General features: G+C 73.5%; 17 protein-coding genes, 1 pseudogene and 1 riboswitch. Of the genes and pseudogenes, 7 read left to right on the top strand and 11 right to left on the bottom strand.

What is annotated here, in order from left to right; genetic code table 11:
- Positions 1-201: 201 nt before the first annotated feature.
- From ACFWJW_RS12640 to ACFWJW_RS12615, 6 genes are all read right to left on the bottom strand, one after another.
- Complete coding sequence (locus ACFWJW_RS12640) at positions 202-1,209, bottom strand: ECF transporter S component (protein ID WP_387238795.1); 1,008 nt, start codon at positions 1,207-1,209, stop codon at positions 202-204.
- Positions 1,206-2,834, bottom strand: a complete 1,629-nt coding sequence (locus tag ACFWJW_RS12635) for an ABC transporter ATP-binding protein (protein ID WP_387238792.1) — start codon at positions 2,832-2,834, stop codon at positions 1,206-1,208. Before ACFWJW_RS12635 ends, ACFWJW_RS12640 begins: the two co-directional genes overlap by 4 nt.
- Positions 2,831-4,012: a CbiQ family ECF transporter T component gene (locus ACFWJW_RS12630; RefSeq protein WP_387238988.1), complete on the bottom strand. Its 1,182-nt coding sequence runs from the start codon at positions 4,010-4,012 to the stop codon at positions 2,831-2,833. Before ACFWJW_RS12630 ends, ACFWJW_RS12635 begins: the two co-directional genes overlap by 4 nt.
- Positions 4,009-4,707 (bottom strand): SCO2322 family protein, encoded by a 699-nt coding sequence (locus ACFWJW_RS12625; protein WP_387238789.1) that lies wholly within the window; start codon positions 4,705-4,707, stop codon positions 4,009-4,011. The genes ACFWJW_RS12630 and ACFWJW_RS12625 overlap by 4 nt, the downstream gene beginning before the upstream one ends.
- Positions 4,707-6,014 (bottom strand): prenyltransferase/squalene oxidase repeat-containing protein, encoded by a 1,308-nt coding sequence (locus ACFWJW_RS12620; RefSeq protein ID WP_387238786.1) that lies wholly within the window; start codon positions 6,012-6,014, stop codon positions 4,707-4,709. Before ACFWJW_RS12620 ends, ACFWJW_RS12625 begins: the two co-directional genes overlap by 1 nt.
- A 169-nt stretch (positions 6,015-6,183) precedes the next feature.
- A riboswitch (cobalamin riboswitch) is annotated at positions 6,184-6,344 on the bottom strand.
- Positions 6,345-6,481: 137 nt separating this feature from the next.
- A complete protein-coding gene (locus ACFWJW_RS12615; RefSeq protein ID WP_387238782.1) occupies positions 6,482-7,564 on the bottom strand; it encodes an MBL fold metallo-hydrolase in 1,083 nt (360 codons plus the stop codon).
- A gap of 298 nt (positions 7,565-7,862) precedes the next feature.
- Here ACFWJW_RS12615 and ACFWJW_RS12610 point away from each other — a divergent pair, with 298 nt between their 5' ends.
- Positions 7,863-9,314 (top strand): aldehyde dehydrogenase, encoded by a 1,452-nt coding sequence (locus ACFWJW_RS12610; protein WP_387238779.1) that lies wholly within the window; start codon positions 7,863-7,865, stop codon positions 9,312-9,314.
- Complete coding sequence (locus ACFWJW_RS12605; RefSeq protein WP_387238776.1) at positions 9,314-9,547, top strand: ferredoxin; 234 nt, start codon at positions 9,314-9,316, stop codon at positions 9,545-9,547. The genes ACFWJW_RS12610 and ACFWJW_RS12605 overlap by 1 nt, the downstream gene beginning before the upstream one ends.
- Positions 9,548-9,870: 323 nt before the next feature.
- Here ACFWJW_RS12605 and ACFWJW_RS12600 read toward each other — a convergent pair whose 3' ends face one another.
- Complete coding sequence (locus tag ACFWJW_RS12600; RefSeq protein WP_387238774.1) at positions 9,871-10,539, bottom strand: TetR family transcriptional regulator; 669 nt, start codon at positions 10,537-10,539, stop codon at positions 9,871-9,873.
- 239 nt (positions 10,540-10,778) lie between these two features.
- Here ACFWJW_RS12600 and ACFWJW_RS12595 point away from each other — a divergent pair, with 239 nt between their 5' ends.
- The 4 genes and pseudogenes from ACFWJW_RS12595 (at position 10,779) to ACFWJW_RS12580 (ending at position 15,205) form a co-directional block, all read left to right on the top strand.
- The gene (locus ACFWJW_RS12595; RefSeq protein ID WP_387238771.1) at positions 10,779-12,191 is read left to right on the top strand and encodes a glycosyltransferase family 4 protein; all 1,413 of its coding nucleotides are present in this window, start codon (positions 10,779-10,781) and stop codon (positions 12,189-12,191) included.
- 70 nt (positions 12,192-12,261) lie between these two features.
- A pseudogene (locus tag ACFWJW_RS12590) lies at positions 12,262-13,011 on the top strand (methyltransferase domain-containing protein); the annotation flags it as partial.
- A gap of 170 nt (positions 13,012-13,181) precedes the next feature.
- Complete coding sequence (locus ACFWJW_RS12585) at positions 13,182-14,252, top strand: prenyltransferase/squalene oxidase repeat-containing protein (protein ID WP_387238767.1); 1,071 nt, start codon at positions 13,182-13,184, stop codon at positions 14,250-14,252.
- A 149-nt stretch (positions 14,253-14,401) separates the two neighbouring features.
- Positions 14,402-15,205: a maleylpyruvate isomerase family mycothiol-dependent enzyme gene (locus tag ACFWJW_RS12580; protein ID WP_387238764.1), complete on the top strand. Its 804-nt coding sequence runs from the start codon at positions 14,402-14,404 to the stop codon at positions 15,203-15,205.
- A gap of 14 nt (positions 15,206-15,219) precedes the next feature.
- On the opposite strand, the gene ACFWJW_RS12575 is transcribed toward ACFWJW_RS12580, so the two are convergent.
- From ACFWJW_RS12575 to ACFWJW_RS12560, 4 genes are all read right to left on the bottom strand, one after another.
- On the bottom strand, positions 15,220-16,230 hold the full coding sequence (locus tag ACFWJW_RS12575; RefSeq protein ID WP_387238761.1) for an LLM class F420-dependent oxidoreductase: 1,011 nt from the start codon (positions 16,228-16,230) through the stop codon (positions 15,220-15,222).
- A 152-nt stretch (positions 16,231-16,382) separates the two neighbouring features.
- Positions 16,383-17,240 carry a DUF5336 domain-containing protein gene (locus ACFWJW_RS12570; protein ID WP_387238758.1) on the bottom strand — a complete coding sequence of 286 codons (858 nt, stop codon included), beginning with the start codon at positions 17,238-17,240 and terminating at the stop codon, positions 16,383-16,385.
- Between the two features lie 200 nt (positions 17,241-17,440).
- Positions 17,441-18,355, bottom strand: a complete 915-nt coding sequence (locus ACFWJW_RS12565) for an N-acetylmuramoyl-L-alanine amidase (protein WP_387238754.1) — start codon at positions 18,353-18,355, stop codon at positions 17,441-17,443.
- 19 nt (positions 18,356-18,374) lie between these two features.
- Positions 18,375-19,034: a class I SAM-dependent methyltransferase gene (locus ACFWJW_RS12560; RefSeq protein ID WP_387238752.1), complete on the bottom strand. Its 660-nt coding sequence runs from the start codon at positions 19,032-19,034 to the stop codon at positions 18,375-18,377.
- 576 nt (positions 19,035-19,610) lie between these two features.
- On the opposite strand from ACFWJW_RS12560, the gene ACFWJW_RS12555 reads away from it, so the two are divergent.
- A complete protein-coding gene (locus ACFWJW_RS12555) occupies positions 19,611-21,917 on the top strand; it encodes an acyl-CoA dehydrogenase (RefSeq protein WP_387238750.1) in 2,307 nt (768 codons plus the stop codon).
- The last annotated feature ends 21 nt before the right edge of the window (positions 21,918-21,938 follow it).

Genomic DNA, 21,938 nt, shown 5'->3' with positions numbered 1-21,938 from the left:
GGTGCCAGGGGCGTGCAGCGAGACGGCTGACGATCACTGTCCCAGGCGGGGAGGGGCGTACGCGGGGGCAGAGGGGAGGCAGGAGCCGAGGTCACGGCGCCCGGGGCCACCGCACCCGGGGCCACCGCGCCCGGGGTCACCGCGCCCGGGGCCACCGCATCTGGGGCCACCGCATCTGGGGTCATCGCACCCTGGGTCACTTCACCGGGAGGTGGCCTCTCGGGGCGGATCGGGAGCGAACGAGGCCGGGACGTCGAAGGCCGCGCGGCGGGTGGCACGGCGCAGCGCCCTGAGGACGGTGCCCCCGAGCGTGCAGGTGAGGATCACGGTGACCAGGGCTCGGGGGAGGTCCCAACCGAGGGAGGTGGCAAGGCAGTAGGCGAGATAGCGGGCCAGGTTCTGATCGAGCGGGTCGCCGGGGACGAAGGAGACCCCTGAGGCCAGGCCGGCGATATAGGGCCAGCCCTGGAGGTTCATGACCAGGCCGTAGAGGACGGCGGAGACGGCTCCGTAGGCGGCGAGCATGGCGAGTTCACCGCGGCCACGCAGCCGGTCGGCCCCCGGCAGCAGGCCGGCGCCCATCGACACCCACCCCATCGTCAGCATCTGGAACGGCATCCAGGGGCCGACACCGCCGGTCAGCAGCGCCGACGCGAACATCGCCACGGAACCCAGTACGAACCCGAACCCGGGCCCGAGCACCCGTCCCGACAGCACCATCAGGAAGAACATCGGCTCGATGCCGGCGGTCCCCGCGCCCAGCGGGCGCATGGCGGCCCCGGCCGCGGCCAGGACGCCGAGCATGGCGATGGCCTTGGCGTCCAGGCCGGTATCGGCGATGGTCGCCACGACAACGGCCAGCAGCATCGGCAGCAGCGCGGCGAACAGCCAGGGCGCGTCCTTGGAATGGGCGAGCCCGGAGGCGGAGTCGGCGAGCAGCGGCCAGCCGAAGGCCATCACGCCGATGGCCGAGATCAGCGCCAGCGCGGCGATGGAGCGGGGCCCGAGCCGCACGGCGCGCGCCTGCCGGCCGAGGCAGGGGTGGCGGGAGCCGGGGCCGGGGCCGGGGCGGCCGGAGTCGGAGCCGGGATCGGAGTCGGAACGGGAGCGGGAGTCGGAGGTGGGGCCGGAAGCGGAGTCGGAGCCGAGGCCGGGACCGGAGCCGGGCTCGGGCCCGGGGTCCTCCGGGCGGGGTGGGGGCACGGTCATGCGAGGGCCTCCAGGGCGCGGGCCACCTGGGGAACCGTCAGCCAGGGCAGCGGGGCAAGGACCTTGGCGACCTGCGGCGCGAAGGAAGGAGAGGAGACCACGACCTCGTCGGTGGGACCGTCGGCGACGATCTCGCCGTCGACGAGGATGACCACACGGTGTGCCAGTTCGGCGGCGAGTTCCACGTCGTGGGTGGCCAGGACGATGGCGTGGCCCTCGGCGGCCAGGGTGCGCAGCACCTCGATCAGCCGGGCCTTGGCGGCGTAGTCCAGGCCGCGGGTGGGCTCGTCGAGAAGGAGCAGTGGTGGACGGGCGGTCAGCACGACCGCGAGGGCAAGCGCGAGCCGTTGGCCCTCGGACAGATCACGGGGGTGAACGGAGTCCGGGACATCCGGCAGCAGCCGGGCGACCAGAGCCCGGCAGCTGCCGGCGGGGGCGTCCGCGTCCTGGTCGGCCGCGGTGCACTCGGCGGCGACGGTATCGGCGTAGAGGAGGTCACGAGGTTCCTGCGGGACCAGACCGACATGCCGCAGGAGGTCCCGGGGGCTGGTGCGGTGCGGGACGGCGCCGCCGACCCGCACCGTGCCGGACGACGGCTGATGCATCCCGACGAGGGTGGTGAGCAGGGTGGACTTCCCCGCACCGTTACGTCCCATCAGAGCGACCGTCTCGCCACCCCGCACGGTCAGATCCACCCCGTGCAGCGCCTCGGTCCGCCCCCGGCGCACGCCAAGTCCCGAGACCTCCGCGGCAGCATCCGATGCCCCCGGCCCGCGCCCCGCGTTCCTCGTCGGCACCTGCGGCGGGACGCCCGTCAGCTGCTCGCGCAGGGGGGCGGCCTTGCGGCGGGCGTCGCGTACGGACAGGGGGAGCGGGGACCAGTGGGCGAGGCGGCCGAGGGCCACGACCGGGGGGTGGACGGGGGAGACGGCCATGATGTCGGCGGGGGTGCCCATGGCCGGGGGCGCGCCCGGCGAGGGAAGGAGGATGACCTGGTCGGCGTACTGGACCACACGCTCCAGCCGGTGTTCGGCCAGCAGGACCGTGGTGCCGAGGTCATGGACCAGCCGCTGGAGGACGGAGAGCACCTCTTCCGCGGCGGCGGGGTCCAGTGCGGAGGTCGGCTCGTCCAGGACCAGGACCTTGGGGTGGGTGGTGAGGACCGAACCGATCGCCACCCGTTGCATCTGTCCGCCCGAGAGCGTGGTGATCGCGCGGTCGCGCAGCTCGGCCAGGCCCAGCAGGTCGAGGGTCTCTTCGACACGGCGGCGCATCACCTCAGGGGGGAGGCCGAGCGATTCCATGCCGTAGGCGAGTTCGTCCTCGACGGTGTCCGTGACGAAGTGCGCCAGGGGGTCCTGGCCCACGGTGCCGACGACATCGGCCAGTTCGCGCGGTTTGTGGGTGCGGGTGTCCCGGCCGTCGACGGTGACCCGGCCGTGCAGGGTGCCGCCGGTGAAGTGCGGGACGAGACCGCAGACGGCGTTCAGGACGGTGGACTTGCCGACGCCGGAGGGGCCGACCAGGAGACACAGTTCGCCCTCGGGGACGGTCAGGTCGACGCCCTGGACGGCGGGCGCCGCGGCATCGCCGTAGGTGACCGAGACCTGCTCGAACCGGATCACGGGGTGGGCTCCTTCGTACACGGATCGACATCACACGGATCGACATCAGAGGCACGGCGACGCCCACGGGACGCAGCACGGGACCCGGCCCGGTCCGCGCTCGACGGGAGTGGGGCGACGAACGCGGGCAGCAGCCCCACGAGAACGGAAACGGCCGGCCAGAGGGGGAGAACGGGGGTGGTGAGCGGGACGGCGGGCGGATGCAGCGCGGCCGGCGCATAGGCGTTCGCCCAGATCATCAGGGCGGCGACGGCCATGCCGGAGCCCGCGACCAGCCAGGCGCGGGCGCCCCACCGCTCGGGCCGGTAGCGGCTGCGCACCGAGCGGCGGCCCCCGAGCCACAGCCCGGCGAGCGCCGCCGCCAGCCCGGCGAGCAGCAGCGGCAGCCCGTAGCCGCTCCCGGTGTCCCCCAACAATCCGTAGGTTCCGGCGCAGACACCGAGCAGCCCGCCGAGGGTGAGCAGGGAGGTGAGGTGGCGTACGGCGGGCGGTACGTGGGCGCTGCGGCCGTAGCCGCGCGCGTCCATGGCCGCGGCCAGCGCCACCGAGCGCTCCAGCGCGCCCTCCAGCACCGGCAGTCCGACCTGGAGGAGTGCCTTGACCCCACGGTCGGGGCGCCCGCGCAGCCGGCGGGCGGCGCGCAGCCGCTGGACGTCGGCGACCAGGTTCGGGGCGAAGGTCATCGCCACGACAACCGCGACGCCCGCCTCATAGAGCGCACCGGGCAGGGACTTCAGGAGCCGGGCCGGGTTGGCGAGCGCATTGGCGGCGCCCACACAGATGAGGAGAGTGGCCAGTTTCAGTCCGTCGTACAGGGCGAAGACCATGCCCTCCGCAGTGACCCGGCCGCCGATCCGGACGCCCTTCGCCCAGTCCGGCAGCGGCACTTCGGGCAACGTGACGAGGGTGTGCGTACCGGGGATCGGCGAGCCGAGGAAGAAGGCGAAGACCAGCCGAATGACGATCACGACCAGCCCGAGCTTGACGAACGCGCCGTACGAGCGGGCCCACGGCGCGTCCGTACGACGTGCCGCGACGACATATCCGGCCACCCCCACCAGCAGCCCCAGCAGCAGTGGATCGGTGGTGCGGGAGGCCGCGGTGGCCAGGCCCAGCGCCCACAGCCACCAGGCGCCGGCGTGCAGCGCGGTGGTACGGGTCGCCTGCGGGGCGCTCATCCGCGCCGGCGGCGTGCCTGCCACACCGCTGCCGCACCCAGGGCGACGACGACCGCGGCCCCGCCGAGCAGTCCGGCGGACGGCCCTCCGTCGCCGCTTCCACCGCCCCCGTCGTTCCCGTCGGCACGGTCCTCCGCCGCTCCCGCGGACGGCGCAGCGGAGGACGCGGACCCCTTCGCCCCGTCCTTCGACCCGTTCACCGCCTCCGCGCACCCCGCCTTCGGATAGCCGGCGATGGCACACAGCAGGGCGTTGGCGTCGTAGCGCAGCGGCCGGGCGACCGCCGCCAGCGCCTCGCCCGCCGAGGCGTCCTCGGCCACCTGCGCACACTCCGTCCTGGCCGTCGGCGGCCGTTCGCCGCCGGGCGCGTCCGCCGCGGTGCCGAAGTCCAGCACGATGCCGATCCGCTTGCGGCCGTCCTTGGCGGGGGTGTCGCGGCAGATCATGTCGAAGTCGGCGGCCGGGCGCGGCTTGCCGGCCCCGGCGGAGTCGGCGCCGACGGTGAAGCGGAAGCCCTCGACCGCGCCGTCGGCCGGCCGCTGAGTGGCCGGCCCCTCGGTGGCATACGCCCAGGAGCCGCCCTTGCCGTCCCAGAACGACCAGTAGCGGTACTCCTGCGCCTGCGCGGGCCCAGCGGCCAGGCCGGTGACCGCACCGGCCAGCAGTACGGCGCCGGCGATCCTGGTCCGCCGCATCAGAGCTGGTTCTTCTTACGGCTGCTCAGCAGGAACCCGATGCCGGCGCCGAAGGCGAGGCCGACGCCGATGACCCACCACACCCCGATGCCGCCACCGTCCGTGGCGTCGTCGGCGTCCCCGGTGTCCTTCTGCGCCGCGGCGGCCGGCTTGGGGCCGGTGGCGTTGAGCGCGGCCACCAGGTCGGTGCCGCCGAAGGAACGCGGGTCGGTGCCGGTGGCGTGCGCGGCCAGCACCAGCTGGGCGTACGCCGCGGGCCCGTTCTGCTCGGCCCAGGCCGAGGCGTTCTTCTCCAGCCACTTCAGCGGCTTCGCGGCAGCGGCACCGTGCCCGCCGGCCGCCAGCGCCACCACGGCGTCGGCGGTGTTGCCGACATCGGGCTGCTTCTCGGCGCCCGGCATCGCGGAGAGCAGATGCTGTCCGTTCTTGTCGAGCTGCGCGACGAGGTAGGCGTCGCCGCCCGCCGCGGCCCCCGCCGGATCATCCTTCTTCGCGTCCCCGCCGTCCTTGCAGTTCAGCGGCTTGACCGGAGCGTTCGCCCGCTGGTCCGCGGGCGCGACGACGAAGCCCTTGCCGAGCACTCCGGTCGCGGCGGCCGCGGTGGCATCGGCGTTCGGGGCGGCGCCCTTGAGCTGGAAGGTGAACGCGCCGCGCTCGCCCTCCTTCGCGTCGCAGCCCAGCTGGAAGGTGAGCAGCCCGTCGTACGGGGTCTTGCCGCCCTTCTTGGAGGTCACGGACCGCGGCTTCTCGCCCGCCGCCGCGAGCGCGCCGATGACCACGGACGTGGAGTTGGCGTCGCTGGCCGAACCGGGCATCGAGCTCCAGCCGCCGTCATCGTTCTGCACCGATTTCAGCCAGCCCACGGCCTTTCGCACGGCGTCGCCGTGCCCGCCGAGCGCGGCCAGCGCCTGCACCGCGGCCGCCGTCTGGTTGGTGTCCCGCATGGTCTTGGCGTCACAGGGCTTGCCGGGCTCGGCACGGAAAGCGGTGAACGCGCCGTCGGCGCACTGCTGCCCGACCAGCCAGCGCACGCCGGACGCGGCCGGCCGCACTCCCACCGTGTCCTGCGCCAGCAGTGCGAGCGACTGCCGCCACACCCCGTCGTACTGCGGGTCCTTGGTGCCGTACAGGCCGTCCGGCAGCTTCTTGGGCGACGCGGACGGGGCGGCGTCGTCGGCGTACGCGGCGGGGGCAGCGGCCGTGCCCAGCACCGCCGCGGCCGCCAGCGCCGTGGCGGCGCGGCGCGCCAGGAAGGCGACGGGGTGCGTCAGGGGGGCCTGGTGAGCCATGGAAGCCATGGGGGCCATCGGGTCGGTGCCTCTCGGGTCGGGTCGCGGCGGTACACGCAGCCGCGCTCGGCCTGCCGCCCGCGCGGCGACCTCTTGGATCGCGGACGCGGTGGCACCGGGCTCAGCTCCGTATACCTCGACGGTGCCGCGCACCGGCCGTCCCTGTGGCGGACGGTTCCGGTGGCGGGAGCCTTGGTCGTGCCCCCTCGGGTGCTCCGGCTCGTACGGCCGTCCTGCCGGGCCAGCCGGCGCGGTACGGACGGGCCGTCCTCACGGTTGCGGGTCAGCGCCGGATTTCCACCGGCTTCCCCCGATCGGGTACGGATGAAGTTGTCCCGCACACCTTAACCGCCACCCGGCGGGCGCTCGCTCGCACGTACGAGCCGACGGAATCCGGCACGAGCCGGGCGGAGCGGCGCGCGAGCCGGGCGCGGGCGCTACACGGGCCGGGCGCACCGACGCCGGGTGCGAGAGGCCGGCCCCCCTCACACCGCCCGATACCGCACCGGATCCGACCCCGGCACCCACTCCGCCCGCCCCTGCTTCACCAGCCGGCGCAGATGGGCCTCGGCCTCCGAGACGGCGATATTGCGGGAGCCGTAAGGGATCTGCTCCCACGGACGGTTCCACTCCATGGCCATGGCGAGCTGCCAGACGGTGCGCGGTTCCTGGAGCAGGGATCCGAGCTGGGCCAGCCGCTCTTCGTGGTGGGCGATGAGCGTGCGCACCCGGCCGCCGGCGTCGGTGAACGCGTGCTGATGGGCGGGCAGCACCTCGGCGGGGCCGAGCCGCCCGACGCGTTCGAGGGAGTCGAGGTAGTCGCCCAAGGGGTCGGCGTCCTCCCCGGAGCCCTCCATGACGTGCGCTCCGGTCGGACCCCCCTCCTCGTCCGGGGCCTCGTACAGGCCGATGTGCGGGGTGATGCCGGGCAGGAGGTGGTCGCCGGAGAACAGCCGGCCGAAGCCGGGCGTCCGCGCCGAGGGGTGCTCCTCCTCCAGGTGGAGGCACACATGCCCGGGGGTGTGGCCGGGCGTCCAGATGGCCCGTACCCGGCGGCCCGGCAGGTCGAGCAGTTCGCCGGGGTCGATGCCGCGGTCCGGCAGCGCAGCCCGCCGGCCGGGCAGCTTCCGGCCGTTCCCGGTGGCGCGGGCCTTCCGCAGGGGCGCCAGATGGTCGTCCGGCGCGCCCGCCGCCGTGAGTTCGGCGAGCAGATGGTCGAGCCACTGGCCCGGTTCGGCCGCGCGGGTGCGGCGGACCACCGCGGTGTCGGCGGCGTGCATCGCGATCCAGGCGCCGGACGCCTCCCGGACCTTGGCGGACAGGCCGTGGTGGTCGGGGTGGTGGTGGGTGATCAGGACGCCGTGGAGGTCGGTGAGGGCGAATCCGCAGGCGGTGACGCCGGCGACGAGGGTGTCCCAGGAGTCCGGGTCGTCCCAGCCGGTGTCGATCAGCACCGGCCCGCGGTCGGTCTCCAGGAGGTGGACGAGGGTGTGGCCGAGCGGGTTGTCCGGGATGGGGACGGGGATGCTCCACACCCCGCCCTTGTGGTCGGTCACCTGCGCGGTCATCCCGGCCCCCTCTCGGTGTGGCATACACCCGGTACCCGGCCTCACTATAACTAGAACTGGTTTCAAAGCGGCTTGAAGTGCCCCTTCGGGTAGGGCGAGTTGGGATTCGGCCGACGCCGTGGACTCCTCCAACTAGAACTGGTATCAGTTCCTGAGGTGCATGGGCTGATGCCTCGTCAGCAACCACGCCCGAGGCACCTCCGAGGCACGTCCAAGGCACCTTCGAGGCACCCAGGCAACGACAGCGAACCGGCAGGGACCGCCGGAACAGGCGGCCGACCCGCAGGAGGCGGCAGCGATGAGCGACCTCGTCGAGCACGGAAAGCTCTACATAGGCGGTGAGTGGGTCGATCCGGCCGGCCGGGACACGATCGAGGTCGTCTCGCCGCACACCGAACAGGTCATCGGCCGGGTGCCGCACGCCTCGCGGGCCGATGTCGACCGTGCGGTGGCCGCGGCCCGTACGTCCTTCGCGTCCGGGGTGTGGGCGAACGCCCCGTTGGCGGACCGGATCGCGGTGGTGACCCGTATCAAGGACGCCTTCGCGGCCCGCAGCGAGGAGATCGCCAAGGTCATCAGCGCGGAGAACGGCACCCCGTTCACCTCCGGCGTCATGGTGCAGTCGCTGGCCGCGATGCTGGTGTGGGACGCGGCGCTCACGGTGGCCCGCGACTTCCCGTTCGAGGAGCGGCGGGGCGGGGTGCTGGGGCCGCTGCTGGTGCGGCGGGAACCGGCCGGGGTGGTCGCGGCCGTGGTGCCGTGGAACGTCCCGCAGTTCACCGCCGCCGCCAAGCTCGCGCCGGCGCTGCTGGCCGGCTGCTCGGTGGTGCTGAAGGTGTCACCCGAGACCCCGCTGGACGCGTATCTGCTCGCGGAGATCGCGACGGAGGCCGGGCTGCCGGCGGGGGTGCTGTCGATCCTGCCGGCGGACCGGGAGGTGAGCGAGTACCTGGTCGGGCACCCCGGCGTGGACAAGGTGTCGTTCACCGGCTCGGTGGCGGCCGGCAAGAGGGTCATGGAGGTCGCGGCCCGCAACCTCAGCCGGGTCACGCTGGAGCTCGGCGGCAAGTCCGCGGCGGTGATCCTGCCGGACGCGGATCTGGACGCGGCGGTGGCCGGCATCGTGCCGTTCGCCTGGATGATCAACGGCCAGGCGTGTGTGGCCCAGACGCGGATCCTCGCCCCGCGCAGCCACTATGACGAGATCGCCGAGCGGTTCACCGCGGCGGCCTCGGCGCTCACCGTCGGCGACCCGCTGGATCCGGCCACTGAAGTCGGCCCGCTGGTCGCCCGCCGTCAGCAACAGCGCTCGCTCGACTACATCGCGCTCGGGCAGCAGGAGGGCGCCAAGGTGCTGACCGGCGGCGGCCGCCCCGAGGGGCAGACCACGGGCTGGTATGTCGAGCCGACCCTCTTCGGCGAGGTCGCCAACTCCATGCGGATCGCCCGTGAGGAGATCTTCGGCCCGGTCATCTGTCTGCTGCCGTACGACGACGAGGCGGAGGCGGTACGGATCGCCAACGACTCCGACTACGGGCTCTCCGGCTCGGTGTGGACGGCCGACGTCGACCGCGGCATCGAGATCGCCCGGCAGGTGCGCACCGGCACGTACTCGGTGAACACCTTCAGTATCGACATGCTCGGCCCGTTCGGCGGCTACAAGAACTCCGGCATCGGGCGGGAGTTCGGGCCCGAGGGCTTCGGCGAATACCTGGAGCACAAGATGATCCATCTGCCGGCGGGTGCCTGATGGGGGACCGCTGGCGGGTGGTGGTGGACCGGAACGTCTGCATCGGGTCGGGGATGTGTGCCGCGGCGGCGCCGGACGGTTTCCGCCTCGACTCGGCGCGGCAGTCGCATCCGGTGGCGCCGGAGACGGACGCCGCCGAGAGCGTGCTGGCCGCGGCCGAGGGATGCCCCGTGGAAGCGATCACCCTCACCGTGGCCGACAGCGGCGAGGCGGTCTTCCCGCCGGAGGAATGAGCGACGGTGGCACGGCCGGTGAACGACGGCCCGGGGCGCGGGGCGGGAGCCCCGTGGCCGGGGCCCGTAGGGGGCGTGGGGCGGAGTCCCGTAGGGGGCCGGTGGGCCCCTTGCGGGCCAACTACCCACGGCGGAGGCGGGGTTAACGCGCGTGGGCCGACGAGGTGACACGGCCCCGCGCCCCGGGTGGTACGGGCCCCACGGCCCTGGCGGTACGGGCACCACGACCCTGGTAGTGCGGGCCCCGCGCCCTGGCGGTACGGGCCCAGGCCCTGGCGGCACGGCCCCACGCCCCCGGCGCTACGGGCCCCACCCCACTGCCCTCAGCGCTCCCGGCCCCCCGACCGGTTCCGCGACCGGTCTCCCGACCGATCCCCCGACGTGACCTCGATCAGCCGGCACACCGTCTCGATGTCTATCTTCACCTGGGCGATCGATGCCCGCCCCGACAGCCACGTGATCAGGGCCGAGTGCCAGGTGTGCTCGATGACGCGGACCGCGGAGAGCTGCTCGGGGGTGGCGGGGCCGTCCAGGCCCATCGCGTCGAGGATGATCGCGGTGGTCAGCCGGGAGACGGTGTCCACCTCGGGGCTGACGGAGCGGTCCGCGAAGGTCAGGGCGCGCACCATCGCGTCCGCGAGATGCGGCTCGCGCTGGAGGGCGCGGAACGCGCGCATCAGGGTCTGGGCCACCCGCGCGCCCGGGTCCTGCTCCGACGGCGGGCGCTTGCGCAGCGTCTCGTGCATGTGCTGGAGCTGGTCCTGCATGGTGGCGACCAGCAGATGCACCTTGGAGGGGAAGTAGCGGTAGAGGGTGCCGAGCGCGACGCCCGAGGACTCGGCGACCTCGCGCATCTGCACGGCGTCGAAGCCACCACGGGACGCCAGCTTGGCGCTGGTGTGCAGGATGCGGCGGCGCCGGGCCTCCTGACGCTCGGTCAGGGGAGGACTCGCGGGAAGGGTCGGTCTGGCCGCCTTGGATTCCGTAGTCATATTTCCCATTCCGTGGCATTCCGTCCGCGATGCGGCGAGTGCCGGTGGTGTGCTCGGCACAGCATGGCAGGGGGGCGGGTGGTGGCGCGAATCACCTGGTGCGGCTCTTTTCGCTTCGTTCTCGGCCGGTAGATTCGAAGCTCGGTGAACTGATCAGTAGCCAATAAGTTCTGAAACTTGTTCTAGATTACCGCCAGCGGTTACGCTCCGGCGAAAGTCCAGTGAGAAGGGGGCCGAGCGTGACCGCAGAGGCCGTCCAGGCAGCCGCGCCTCGCCCCGCAGAGGCCACCCCGGCCTCCGCCCCGACGAACGGCGAGCGTCCCCTGCGGATCGCGATGCTCACGTATAAGGGGAACCCGTTCTGCGGCGGCCAGGGCGTCTACGTACGGCACCTCTCGCGCGAACTGGCCCGTCTCGGCCACTCCGTCGAGGTCATCGGCGCCCAGCCCTACCCCGTCGTCGACGACGGGGTGACCCTGACCGAGCTGCCCAGCCTGGACCTCTACCGCCAGCCGGACCCGTTCCGTACGCCGAAGCGCGGCGAGTACCGCGACTGGATCGACGCCCTTGAAGTCGGCACGATGTGGACCGGCGGCTTCCCCGAGCCGCTGACCTTCTCGCTGCGGGCCCGGCGCCATCTCGCCGCCCGCCGCGGCCAGTTCGATGTGGTCCATGACAACCAGACCCTCGGATACGGCCTGCTCGGCGGCCCCGGCGCCCTCGGCGCCCCGCTGGTCACCACCATCCACCACCCCATCACCGTCGACCGCCGGCTCGACCTGGCGGCCGCCGGCGGCTGGAAGCGCCGGGCCTCCGTCCGCCGCTGGTACGGCTTCACCCGTATGCAGAAGCGCGTGGCCCGGCGGCTGCCGTCCGTGCTGACCGTCTCCGGCTCCTCCCGCCAGGAGATCGTCGATGACCTCGGGGTGGCCGCCGACCGGATCCATGTGGTGCATATCGGCGCCGACACCGACCTGTTCTCGCCGGATGCCTCGGTGCCCGAGGTGCCCGGCCGGATCGTCACCACCTCCAGCGCGGATGTCCCCCTCAAGGGGCTGATCCACCTCGTCGAGGCGCTCGCCAAGGTGCGCACCGAACAGCCCGACGCGCATCTGGTGGTCGTCGGCAAGCGCGCCGACGACGGGCCGGTCGCCGCCGCCATCGAGCGGCTCGGTCTGTCCGGCGCCATCGAGTTCGTCAAGGGCATCAGTGACCCCGAACTCGTCGACCTGGTGCGCAGCGCCCAGATCGCCTGTGTCCCCTCCCTCTACGAGGGCTTCTCGCTGCCCGCTGCCGAAGCGATGGCCACCGGCACGCCGTTGCTGGCCACCACCGGCGGCGCCATCCCCGAGGTCGCCGGCCCGGACGGCGAGACCTGTCTCGCGGTGCCCCCGGGGGACGCCGGTGCGCTGGCGGGCGGACTGCTCCGCCTGCTGGGCGACGAGACGCTGCGCCGCCGGCTCGGCGCGGCCGGCCGGGAGCGGGTGCTGGCCCGCTTCACCTGGCGGCAGGCCGCCCTCGGCACCGCCGAGCGCTACCGCGAGGCCATCGCCCTCCAGAGAGGCCGGGCCGGCGCCCGCACCCTCCCCGGGGCGGCGTCCGGCGGGCCCGCCGGCACCGCGACCGCGCCGAGTGCCGCCGGGCACGCCTAGTGGCCCGACCGGCCCGTAGTTCCTTCCGCAGCCACCACCGCCACCAACCGCCGGACGAAAGCAGAACGCCGTGCTGACCGTCGACTTTTCCCGCTTCCCGCTCGCTCCGGGCGACCGTGTGCTCGACCTGGGGTGCGGCGCCGGCCGGCATGCCTTCGAGTGTTACCGGCGCGGCGCGCAGGTCGTCGCCCTCGACCAGAACGGCGAGGAGATCCGCGAGGTCGCCAAGTGGTTCGCCGCGATGGAGGAGGCGGGCGAGGCCCCGGCGGGCGCCTCCGCCACCGCCATGGAGGGCGATGCGCTGAACCTGCCGTTCCCCGACGACAGTTTCGATGTCGTGATCATCTCCGAGGTGATGGAGCACATCCCGGACGACAAGGGCGTGCTCGCCGAGATGGTCCGGGTGCTGCGCCCCGGCGGCCGGATCGCGGTCACCGTTCCCCGTTACGGGCCCGAGAAGGTCTGCTGGGCGCTCAGCGACGCCTACCACGAGGTCGAGGGCGGCCATATCCGCATCTACCGCGGCGACGAGCTGCTGGGCAAGATGCGGGAGGCCGGTCTGGAGCCGTACGGCACGCACCACGCGCACGGGCTGCACAGCCCCTACTGGTGGCTGAAGTGCGCCTTCGGGGTGGACAACGACAAGGCGCTGCCGGTGCAGGCGTACCACAAGCTGCTGGTCTGGGACATCATGAAGAAGCCGCTGGCCACCCGGCTCGCCGAGCGGGCGCTGAACCCCGTCATCGGCAAGAGCTTCGTCGTCTACGCCACCAAGCCGCATCTGCCCCAGGCGGCCACCGCCGAGCCGGCCGCCGCGGAGGCGAGCGAGTCCGCCGCGCCCGCCGCCCCGGCCGCCGGGCCGGCGGCCGGGACCGCCGCGAAGGCCCGCAAGTCCGCGGCGGGCACCAAGTCCGGTGCCAAGGCCCCTGCCAAGTCCGGTGCCAAGCCGGCCGCCAAGCCCTCCGCCAAGCGCTCCGCCGGGGCCGCCAAGTGACAAGTCCCGGGCGTACCGAACGGCTCGTCCTGCCGGGGGTGCTCACCGCCGAGCAGGCCGCCCGCACGGTGGCCGGCATCCTGGCGACCCAGCGGCCGGACGGCGCGATCCCCTGGTTCCGGGGCCACCACCTCGATCCGTGGGACCACACCGAGGCCGCCATGGCCCTGGACGCGGCCGGCGAACACGAGCGTGCCGAGGCCGCGTACGACTGGCTGGCGCGGCACCAGAACCCGGACGGGTCCTGGTACGCCGCCTACGCCGACGGCGACGCCGAGGAACCCACCGACCGCGGCCGGGAGACCAACTTCTGCGCCTATCTCGCGGTCGGCGTCTGGCACCACTTCCTGTCCACCGGCGACGAGGGCTTCCTCGACCGCATGTGGCCCGCGGTGCACGCCGCGACCGAGTACGTCCTGGAGCTCCAGCAGCCCGGCGGCGAGATCGGCTGGAAGCGCGAGGACGACGGTACGCCCGTCAACGACGCGCTGCTGACCGGCTCGTCCTCCATCTACCAGGCGCTGCGCTGTGCGCTGGCGCTCGCCGAACAGCGCGAGGAGCCGCAGCCCGACTGGGAGCTGGCCGTCGGCCGCCTCGGCCATGCGATACGCAGCCACCCCGAGCGGTTCCTGGACAAGTCCCGCTACTCCATGGACTGGTACTACCCGATCCTCGGCGGTGCGGTCCGCGGCGCGCAGGCCCGGGAGCGCATCGACGCGGAGTGGGAGCAGTTCGTGGTGCCCGGTCTGGGCGTGCGCTGTGTGCTGCCCAACCCCTGGGTCACCGGCGGGGAGAGCGCGGAACTGGCGCTCGCCCTGTGGGCGATGGGGGAGTCCGAGCGGGCCGTACAGATCCTCAAGTGGATGCAGCACCTCCGCGCCGAGGACGGGATGTACTGGACCGGCTATGTCTTCGACGACGACGCGATCTGGCCACAGGAACGCACCTCCTGGACCGCCGGCTCGCTGCTGCTCGCGGTGGCCGCCCTGGGCGGCGACGAGGCCACCACCACGGTCTTCGGGGGCGAGCAGCTGCCGACCGGGCTCGATCCGGACTGCTGCCGATAGAGAGCGTGTCCGCCGGCCCGTAAGGGCTGCGCCGGTGGGGCCCGGGCCCGTACGGAACGACCCGTACGGGCCAAGCAGCCGGCCGGGCCTCCGTATCCGCACGGAAATGCGCAGGCCGAGCCGGGGGACCGCCCGCTACTGTGCGCCGCATGACTCTGCACGGCTCACTCAGCCATGACGCCTACTGCGCCCATCTCCTGGACGAGACCACGAAGTTCCGGGAGATACTGCGCGACGCCGATCTGTCCGCGACCGTGCCCACCTGCCCGGACTGGACGCTGGCCGACCTCGCGCGGCACGTCGGCGGCGCCCACCGCTGGGCCGGCACCCTCGTCGCCACCCGGTCCGCCACGGACATCGACGAGGCCGACATTCCCGAGGGGGACGGGCCCGAGGGGGACGACGCGGCGGCGCTGGACGCCTGGCTCGCGGCCGGGGTGGAACAGGCCGTGGCGGCGCTGCGCGAGGCCGGCCCCGATACCGAGGTCTGGACCTGGTCGCCAGTACAGCGGGCGGGCTTCTGGGCCCGCCGGATGACCCACGAGACCGTGATCCACCGCGCCGACGCCGCACTCACCGCGGGGGCCGCCTTCGACGTCCCGCCCGAGGTCGCCGCCGACTGCCTGGAGGAATGGCTTCAGTTGTGCGCCCTGCCGGAAGTCACGGCGGACCCTGCGGAGCGCGGCGCGCAGCTCTTCGGCCCCGGCCGCACCCTCCACCTCCACGCCACCGACACCCCGCCCGAGCTGAACGCCGAGTGGCTGCTCGACCTCACCGGCGAGCGGCTCGTCCACCGCCGCGCGCACGAAAAGGCCGCGGTCGCGGTGCGCGGCCCGCTCACCGACCTCCTCCGGGTGCTCTACCGCCGGCTGCCCGCCGACAGCGACCGGGTCGAGGTGCTGGGCGAGCGCGCCCTGCTCGACCGGTGGCTGGAGTGGGCCTCGTTCCAGTGAGCCTCCCGCGGCCGTCAGGAGTTGAGCTCGGCCAGGACCCGTAGCGTGTCCGGGTCGGGGGCGGTGACCAGCAGGTCGGTGACCGGTCCTGAGCGCCACAACTCCAGCCGCTCCGCGATCCGTTCGCGCGGGCCGACCAGCGAGATCTCATCGGCGAAGGCGTCCGGAACAGCCTGCACCGCCTCCTGTCTGCGGCCTTCGAGGAAGAGCCGCTGCACCCGGCGGGCCGCCTCCTCGAAGCCCATCCGGGCCATCAGATCGGCATGGAAGTTCCTGGCCGCGTGCCCCATCCCGCCGATGTAGAAGCCGAGCATCGCCTTGACCGGGAGCAGCCCCTCGGCGATGTCGTCGCACACCACGGCGCGGGCCATGGGGGCGATGAGGAAGCCGTCCGGGGCCTCGGACAGGGACGCCCGGTAGACGTCGGTGCGGCCCGGCGACCAGTACAGCGGCAGCCAGCCGTCGGCGATCCGGGTCGTCTGGGCGATGTTCTTGGGGCCCTCCGCGCCGAGCAGGAGGGGGAGGCCGGCGCGCAGCGGGTGGGTGATGGGCTTGAGCGGTTTGCCGAGGCCGGTGCCGTCCGCGCCGCGGTAGGGATGCGGGTGGAAGGTCCCGTCCGACTCCACCGGCCCTTCCCGGCGCAGCACTTGGCGGATCACGTCCACGTATTCGCGGGTGGCGGTCAGCGGGCTCCTGGGGAACGGCCGGCCGTACCACCCCTCGACCACCTGCGGTCCGGAAAGCCCCAGGCCCAGCAGCACCCGGCCGCCGGAGAGATGGTCGAGGGTGAGGGCGTGCATCGCGGTGGCGGTGGGGGTGCGGGCCGCCATCTGTGCGATCCCGGTGCCCAGTTTGATCCGGGTGGTGTGGGCGGCGATCCAGGTGAGCGCGGTGAAGGCGTCCGACCCCCATGCCTCCGCGGTCCACACCGAGTCATAGCCCAGCCGCTCGGCCGCGCGGGCGAGTTCGAGGTGCCGGGGGTCCGGCCCGCGGCCCCAGTAGCCCAGTGCCAGTCCGAGTCGCATACCGATCGCCCCTTTCCGGCGGACGGTGACCCTGGAAACCTGACGCGTCATCAGATCGCTGTCGGGGAACTGTACGGCTGGGCCGCCGGCAGCGCAACGGCCCCCCGCCCGCAGGGGCGAGGGGCCGCGAAAGGACCGCTGTGCGTCCGGTGTCAGCCGCGCTGGATACCGGTGGTGTCCTGGAGGACGCCGCGCCGGCCGTCCTGGGTCTGCGCGATCAGGGCCTGGCCGCGCTGCTCCACCGCCAGGTACCAGGTGCCGGGCGCCAGTTCGGCGATCGGCGCCGGGGCGCCGTCCTCGCCGTACAGCGGGCGCGCGACGGGCACCGCGAACCAGAACGGCGCGAAGTCCGCCGGGGCGCCGGCCGCCGCGGTGGCGCCCGCCGGGCCGCCCGCCGTGGCGTCCACCGGAGCCTGCTGACCGTGTGGCTGGCCGCCCTGCGGCTGCTGCTGGGCGCCCGGGTAGCCGTAGCCCTGGCTCGCCTGCTGCTGGGCGCCGGGGTAGCCGTAGCCCGGGTTGGGGCCGGCCCCGTAGGGGGTGGCGGGCTGCGGCTTCGGGGCGCCGATCAGGGCGGCCTTGAGCGGCGGGAGGAGCGGCGTGGCGATGGCGCCACCGGCCAGGATCAGGGTGGCGATCAGACCGATGATCAGGCCCGCGCCGGCGCTGGGGGCGTCGATGAGGGACCAGAACGCCGTCCATGCCGCGAACACGGTGAGGGCGACACCGAACTGGCCGAGGTCGAGACCGGCGACCTTGCGCACCTGCTGCTGCGGCAGCGCACGGCTGACGACGATGATCGCCGCGCCGATCACCCCGGCCAGGTACACGCTCATCAGGAGCGACACCGAGCTCCAGGCGTTGATGCTGCTGTAGTCCTGGGCCTCGCAGTACTTGGCGAGCGGTCCGGAGCACTCCGGGCCGCCGGTGGAAGAGAGGAACGAGGCGATGAACAGCAACACCGCTGCTCCGATCACCACGCCGTCGCCTCGAGTGAGGGAGCGGATGTTCACGTAAGGGTCCTTTGTCGGTTTCGTGGGTCCGGTCGTCGCTGTCGCGGTGCGCGCAGTGCGAGGCACGGCGGTGGCCACCCATCGTAAAGGGGAACCCGTCGCCGAATCCGGCGGCCCGTCGTGTTCGTTTCCGCGCGCTATCGGTACGCCGTCCCGGATCCGGTATCGGGTGGGTTCCGGAGCCGGGTTCGATGGTCCGGTCAGTGCGTCAAGAAGTCCGTAATGCCCTCGGTGATCCCGCGGGCCGCCTTTTGCCGCCAGTGCGCATCGGTCAATTGCGCGGCGTCCTTCGGGTCGCGCATATTGCCGCACTCGATGAACACCTTCGGCACCGTGGAGAGGTTGAGGCCGCCGAGATCGGAGCGCTTGTCGAGCCCGCTGCCGTCGCCGATGTAATTGGACGGCGCGCTTCCGGTGACCGCGCGGAACCGGCCGGCCAGCCGCTCGCCCAACTGCCGCGACGGCCCGGTGATCCTGGCGGTGTCGGCCGGGCCGGCCGTGACCCGGGCGGGCAGGATGACGTGGAAGCCGCGGTTGCCGGCGCCCGAACCATCGGCGTGGAGGGACAGCGCGGCATCGGCATGCGCCTTGTTGCCGATCTCCGCGCGCTCGTCCACGCACGGCCCGTAGGGGCGGTCGCCGTCCTGGGTGAGGACGACCTTGGCGCCCTGCTCCTGGAGGAGCGTGCGGGCCCGGCGGGCGAGGTCCAGGGTGAAGGACGCCTCGGCGTAACCGTCGTTGGTGGCGGTGCCGGTGGTGTCGCACTCCTTGCGGTCGTTGCCGATGTCCACCTGCCGGGCGATCTCCCGGCCGTGCTCGCCGTTGTGCGGATTGTGGCCGGGATCGAGCACCACGACCTTGCCCTTGAGGCGGTCGCGCGGGCCGTCGCCCTGGGAGCCCTTGCCGGGGGTGGCGCTGCCTCCGGAGCCGGTCGCGCTCCCGGAGGCGCTCTCCGCCGGGCCGCCCGGTGCGGGCCGCCCGGCTCCGGCCCCGTCGTGGCCCGACGAGCGCCAGGCCAGCCAGCCTCCCAGGCCGGCGACCACTACGGCGGCCAGCACGACGAGAAGGGTGCCGCGCAGGCGGCGGTGCGAGGGGAGAGAACTGCCGTTCGACACGTCCGCGATCGTAGCCCGCTCAGATGCCCGCCCCGGTGCGCCGCAGTACATGCAGCGACCCATGGGCCGAGATCTCGGTGAACGCGCCGGACTCCAGGGCCCTGCGGTAGATGCGGTACGGGGCCTGGCCGCCGTCCGCCGGGTCCGCGAAGACATCGTGGATGACCAGCAGCCCGTCGGCCGCGAGATGCGGCGCCCAGCCCTCGTAGTCGGCGGTGGCGTGCTCGTCGGTGTGCCCGCCGTCGATGAAGACCAGCCCCACCGGCGCCTGCCAGACGGCCGCGGCCTGCGGCGACCGGCCCACCAGGGCGAGCACATGCTCCTCCAGGCCCGCGGAGTGCAGGGTGCGGCGGAAGGTGGGCAGGGTGTCCATCCGGCCGACCTCGGGGTCGACGACGGTCGCGTCGTGGTACTCCCACCCGGGCTGCTGCTCCTCGCTGCCCCGGTGGTGGTCGACGGTGACGGCGAGGACCCCGGCGCCGCGCGCGGCATCGGCGAGCAGGATCGTGGACCGTCCGCAGTAGGTGCCCACCTCCACCAGCGGCAGCCCCAGGGCCGCCGCCTCGGCCGCCGCCGCATACAGGGCGAGGCCCTCGTCCACGGGCATGAAGCCCTTCGCCGCCTCGAAAGCGGCGAGTATCTCCGGCTGCGGAGCGGTCGGAGCCGTGGGAGCGGGCATGGGCTTCCTCCTGTGGTGCGGTCAGGGGCTCATCGTGCCGTACGGGCCGGCGCGGGTGGAGTGCGGGTGTCCCGGTGCGGAACATTCGGATATCGGAACGCGGTGCGCTTTTCCCGCTTCGGGCGACTCGATTCCCGTGTCGGGGCGCCCCGGCTGTTCCTGCCGGTTCCTGCCGGGTTCCGGTCCGTTCTCCGACTGTTCCCGTCGATTTCCCGTCGGTCATTTCCGGGATGCCCGAAAGCGGCAAATTCGGGGGCGGGGGAGTCGGTCGGGGGGAAGCGGGCGGGAAGGAGGAAGGGGCGGGCGGAAGAGGTGGGGGAAGCGGCGGGAGGAAGGGGGGAGGAAGGGGGGAAGGAAGGGGGAAGGAAGGAGCGGGAAATGGCTTCCCGCGACGGAATTCACCGGGTCGTTTCTGGTGGGCATCTGAACCGTCCCCCAGGGGGAATCCCCGCCGGGGCCCGGCTGTCCGTATCGGCCGGTAGCTCGGCGACCCCTCAACCGGCCTTCTGGCCGACCCTCTGCCCGACCTCCCGACTGACCTTCCGTCAGAATGAAACGTGTTCTAGTCTGCTCCGCATGGGCATCGGAATCACACCGGAACACCGTGACCTGGCCGAGGCGGCGGGCGGCTGGGCCGCGCGGGCCGTGCCGCCCGAAGCGGTGCGCAAGCTGCTCGACACCGCGCCCGCGCGCCCCGGGCGGCCCGCGTACTGGGACCAGCTCGCGGCTCAGGGCCTGCTCGGGCTGCATCTCCCCGAGGCCGACGGCGGCGGGGGCGGTGAACTGCTCGACCTCGCCGTCGTGCTGGAGGAACTGGGCCGCGCCGCTTTCCCCGGCCCCTATCTGCCCACCACCCTCGCCGCCGCCCTCCTGCACCGCGGCGGCGGCGCCCCCGCTCTCGTACGGGACCTGGCCACCGGCGCACGCATCGGCGCCGTCGCGCTCGACCCGGGCTCGCTCACCGCCGTCAAAAGCCCCGACGGCTATGTCCTGGAGGGCACCACGCCCCCCGTCCTGTCCGGCGCCGACGCGGATCTCATCGTGCTGGCCGCGGAGGTCGCCGCGGAAGCGGAAGCGGTAGCGAAAGGCGGCGGGGAGGCGGCGGACGCCTCGGCCGGGGCGGACGGGGCGGGCGGGGCGGACAACGCTGACGGGACGGAGCGCGGCGGCGTTCGACGCGCCGGGGAGACGGTCTGGCTCGCGGTCGACGCCGGGGCGCTGACCGTACGCGTCCAGGAGAGCGCCGACCCGACCCGGCCGACGGCCGAGGTGAGCGCGCGCGGGGTGCCGGTGCCCGCCGAGCGGCGGCTCACCGTCGACGGCGACCTGGTCCGCGACCTGGCCGGGGTGCTGTGGGCCGCCGAGAGCTGCGGCACGGCCTCCTGGGCGCTGCGTACCGCCGCCGAACACGCCGCGGTCCGTGAGCAGTTCGGCCGCCCCATCGGCCAGTTCCAGGCGGTCAAACACCTCTGCGCCGACATGCTCATACGCTGCGAGCAGGCCGCCGCCCTGGTCTGGGACGCGGCCCGCGCCCTGCACGAGCCGCCCGCGGTCCGCGGACTGGTCGCGGCGCTGGCCACCGCGACCGCCCTGGACGCCGCCGTCGGCTGCGCCAAGGACTGCATCCAGATCCTCGGCGGCACCGGCTTCACCTGGGAACACGACGCCCACCTCCATCTGCGGCGGGCCACCGTCGCCCGCCAGCTGCTCGGCAGCGGCGACACCCACCGGCTGCGGGCCGCCCGGCTCGCCGCCGACGGCGCCCGGCGCCCGCTGCACCTGGAACTGCCCGCCGGGGCCACGGAGTTCCGGACCGAGGCCCGGACGGTCGTCGACGGCGTCCGCGGCCTCGACCCCGCGGCCGTACGCCGCGCCCTGGCCCCCACCGGCTATGCCGCCCCGCACCTCCCCGCGCCCTACGGACTGGGCGCCGGCCCCGTACAACAGCTCGCGATCCAGCAGGAGCTGGCGGCCGCCGGGGTGCGGATCAGTGATCTGGGCATCGCCACCTGGGTCGTGCCCTCGCTGATCGCCCACGGCACCCCGGAGCAGCAGGAGCGCTATCTGCTGCCGTCGCTGCGCGGCGAGCTGCTGTGGTGCCAGCTGTTCTCCGAACCCGAGGCGGGCTCGGACCTGGCCGCCCTGCGGACCCGTGCCGAGCGGACCGCGGACGGCGGCTGGCGGATCAGCGGCCAGAAGGTGTGGACCTCGGCCGCGCAGTGGGCGAGCCACGGCATCCTGCTGGCCCGCACCGACCCGGACGCCCCCAAGCACAAGGGGCTGACCTTCTTCCTCGTCGACATGAAGTCCCCGGGCATCGACATCCGCCCGCTGAAGGAGATCACCGGCGATGCGCTCTTCAACGAGGTCTACTTCGACGAGGTGCTGCTGCCGGCCGACGCGGTGGTCGGCGAGGTCGACAACGGCTGGAAGGTGGCCCGCACCACCCTGGACAACGAACGCGTGCACATGGCCGACCAGTTGACGTTCGACACCGGTCTGGAGGCGCTCCTGGACCGCGCCGCCGGACTGGACGGATCGGTGCGGGCGCGGGTGGGTGCGCTGGCCGCCGAGGCGCACGCGCTGGGCTGCATCGGGCTGCGCACCACGCTCCAGCAGGTGTCGGGGCTGGAGCCGGGCGCCGGTGCCAGCATCCGCAAGCTGGTGCAGACCCCGCACCAGCAGAAGGTCGCCGAGCTGGCGCTGGAGCTGCTCGGCCCGGCCGGCGCGGTGCGCGAAGGGGCCGGTGAACGGGCGCTGCACGGCTTCCTGATGTCGCGCTGTCTGACCATCGCCGGCGGCACCACCCAGGTGCAGCTCAATGTCGTCGCCGAACGGCTGCTGGGCCTGCCCCGCGACCCGGAGCCCCGCCCCCTGATCTGACTCCCCACTGACTCCCCGGAC

The organism is Streptomyces sp. NPDC127097, assembly GCF_042724075.1.
Classification (GTDB): Bacteria; Actinomycetota; Actinomycetes; order Streptomycetales; family Streptomycetaceae; genus Streptomyces.
The sequence above is the reverse complement of the archived record's forward strand: the minus strand, read 5'-3'. Positions and strand labels throughout refer to the sequence as shown.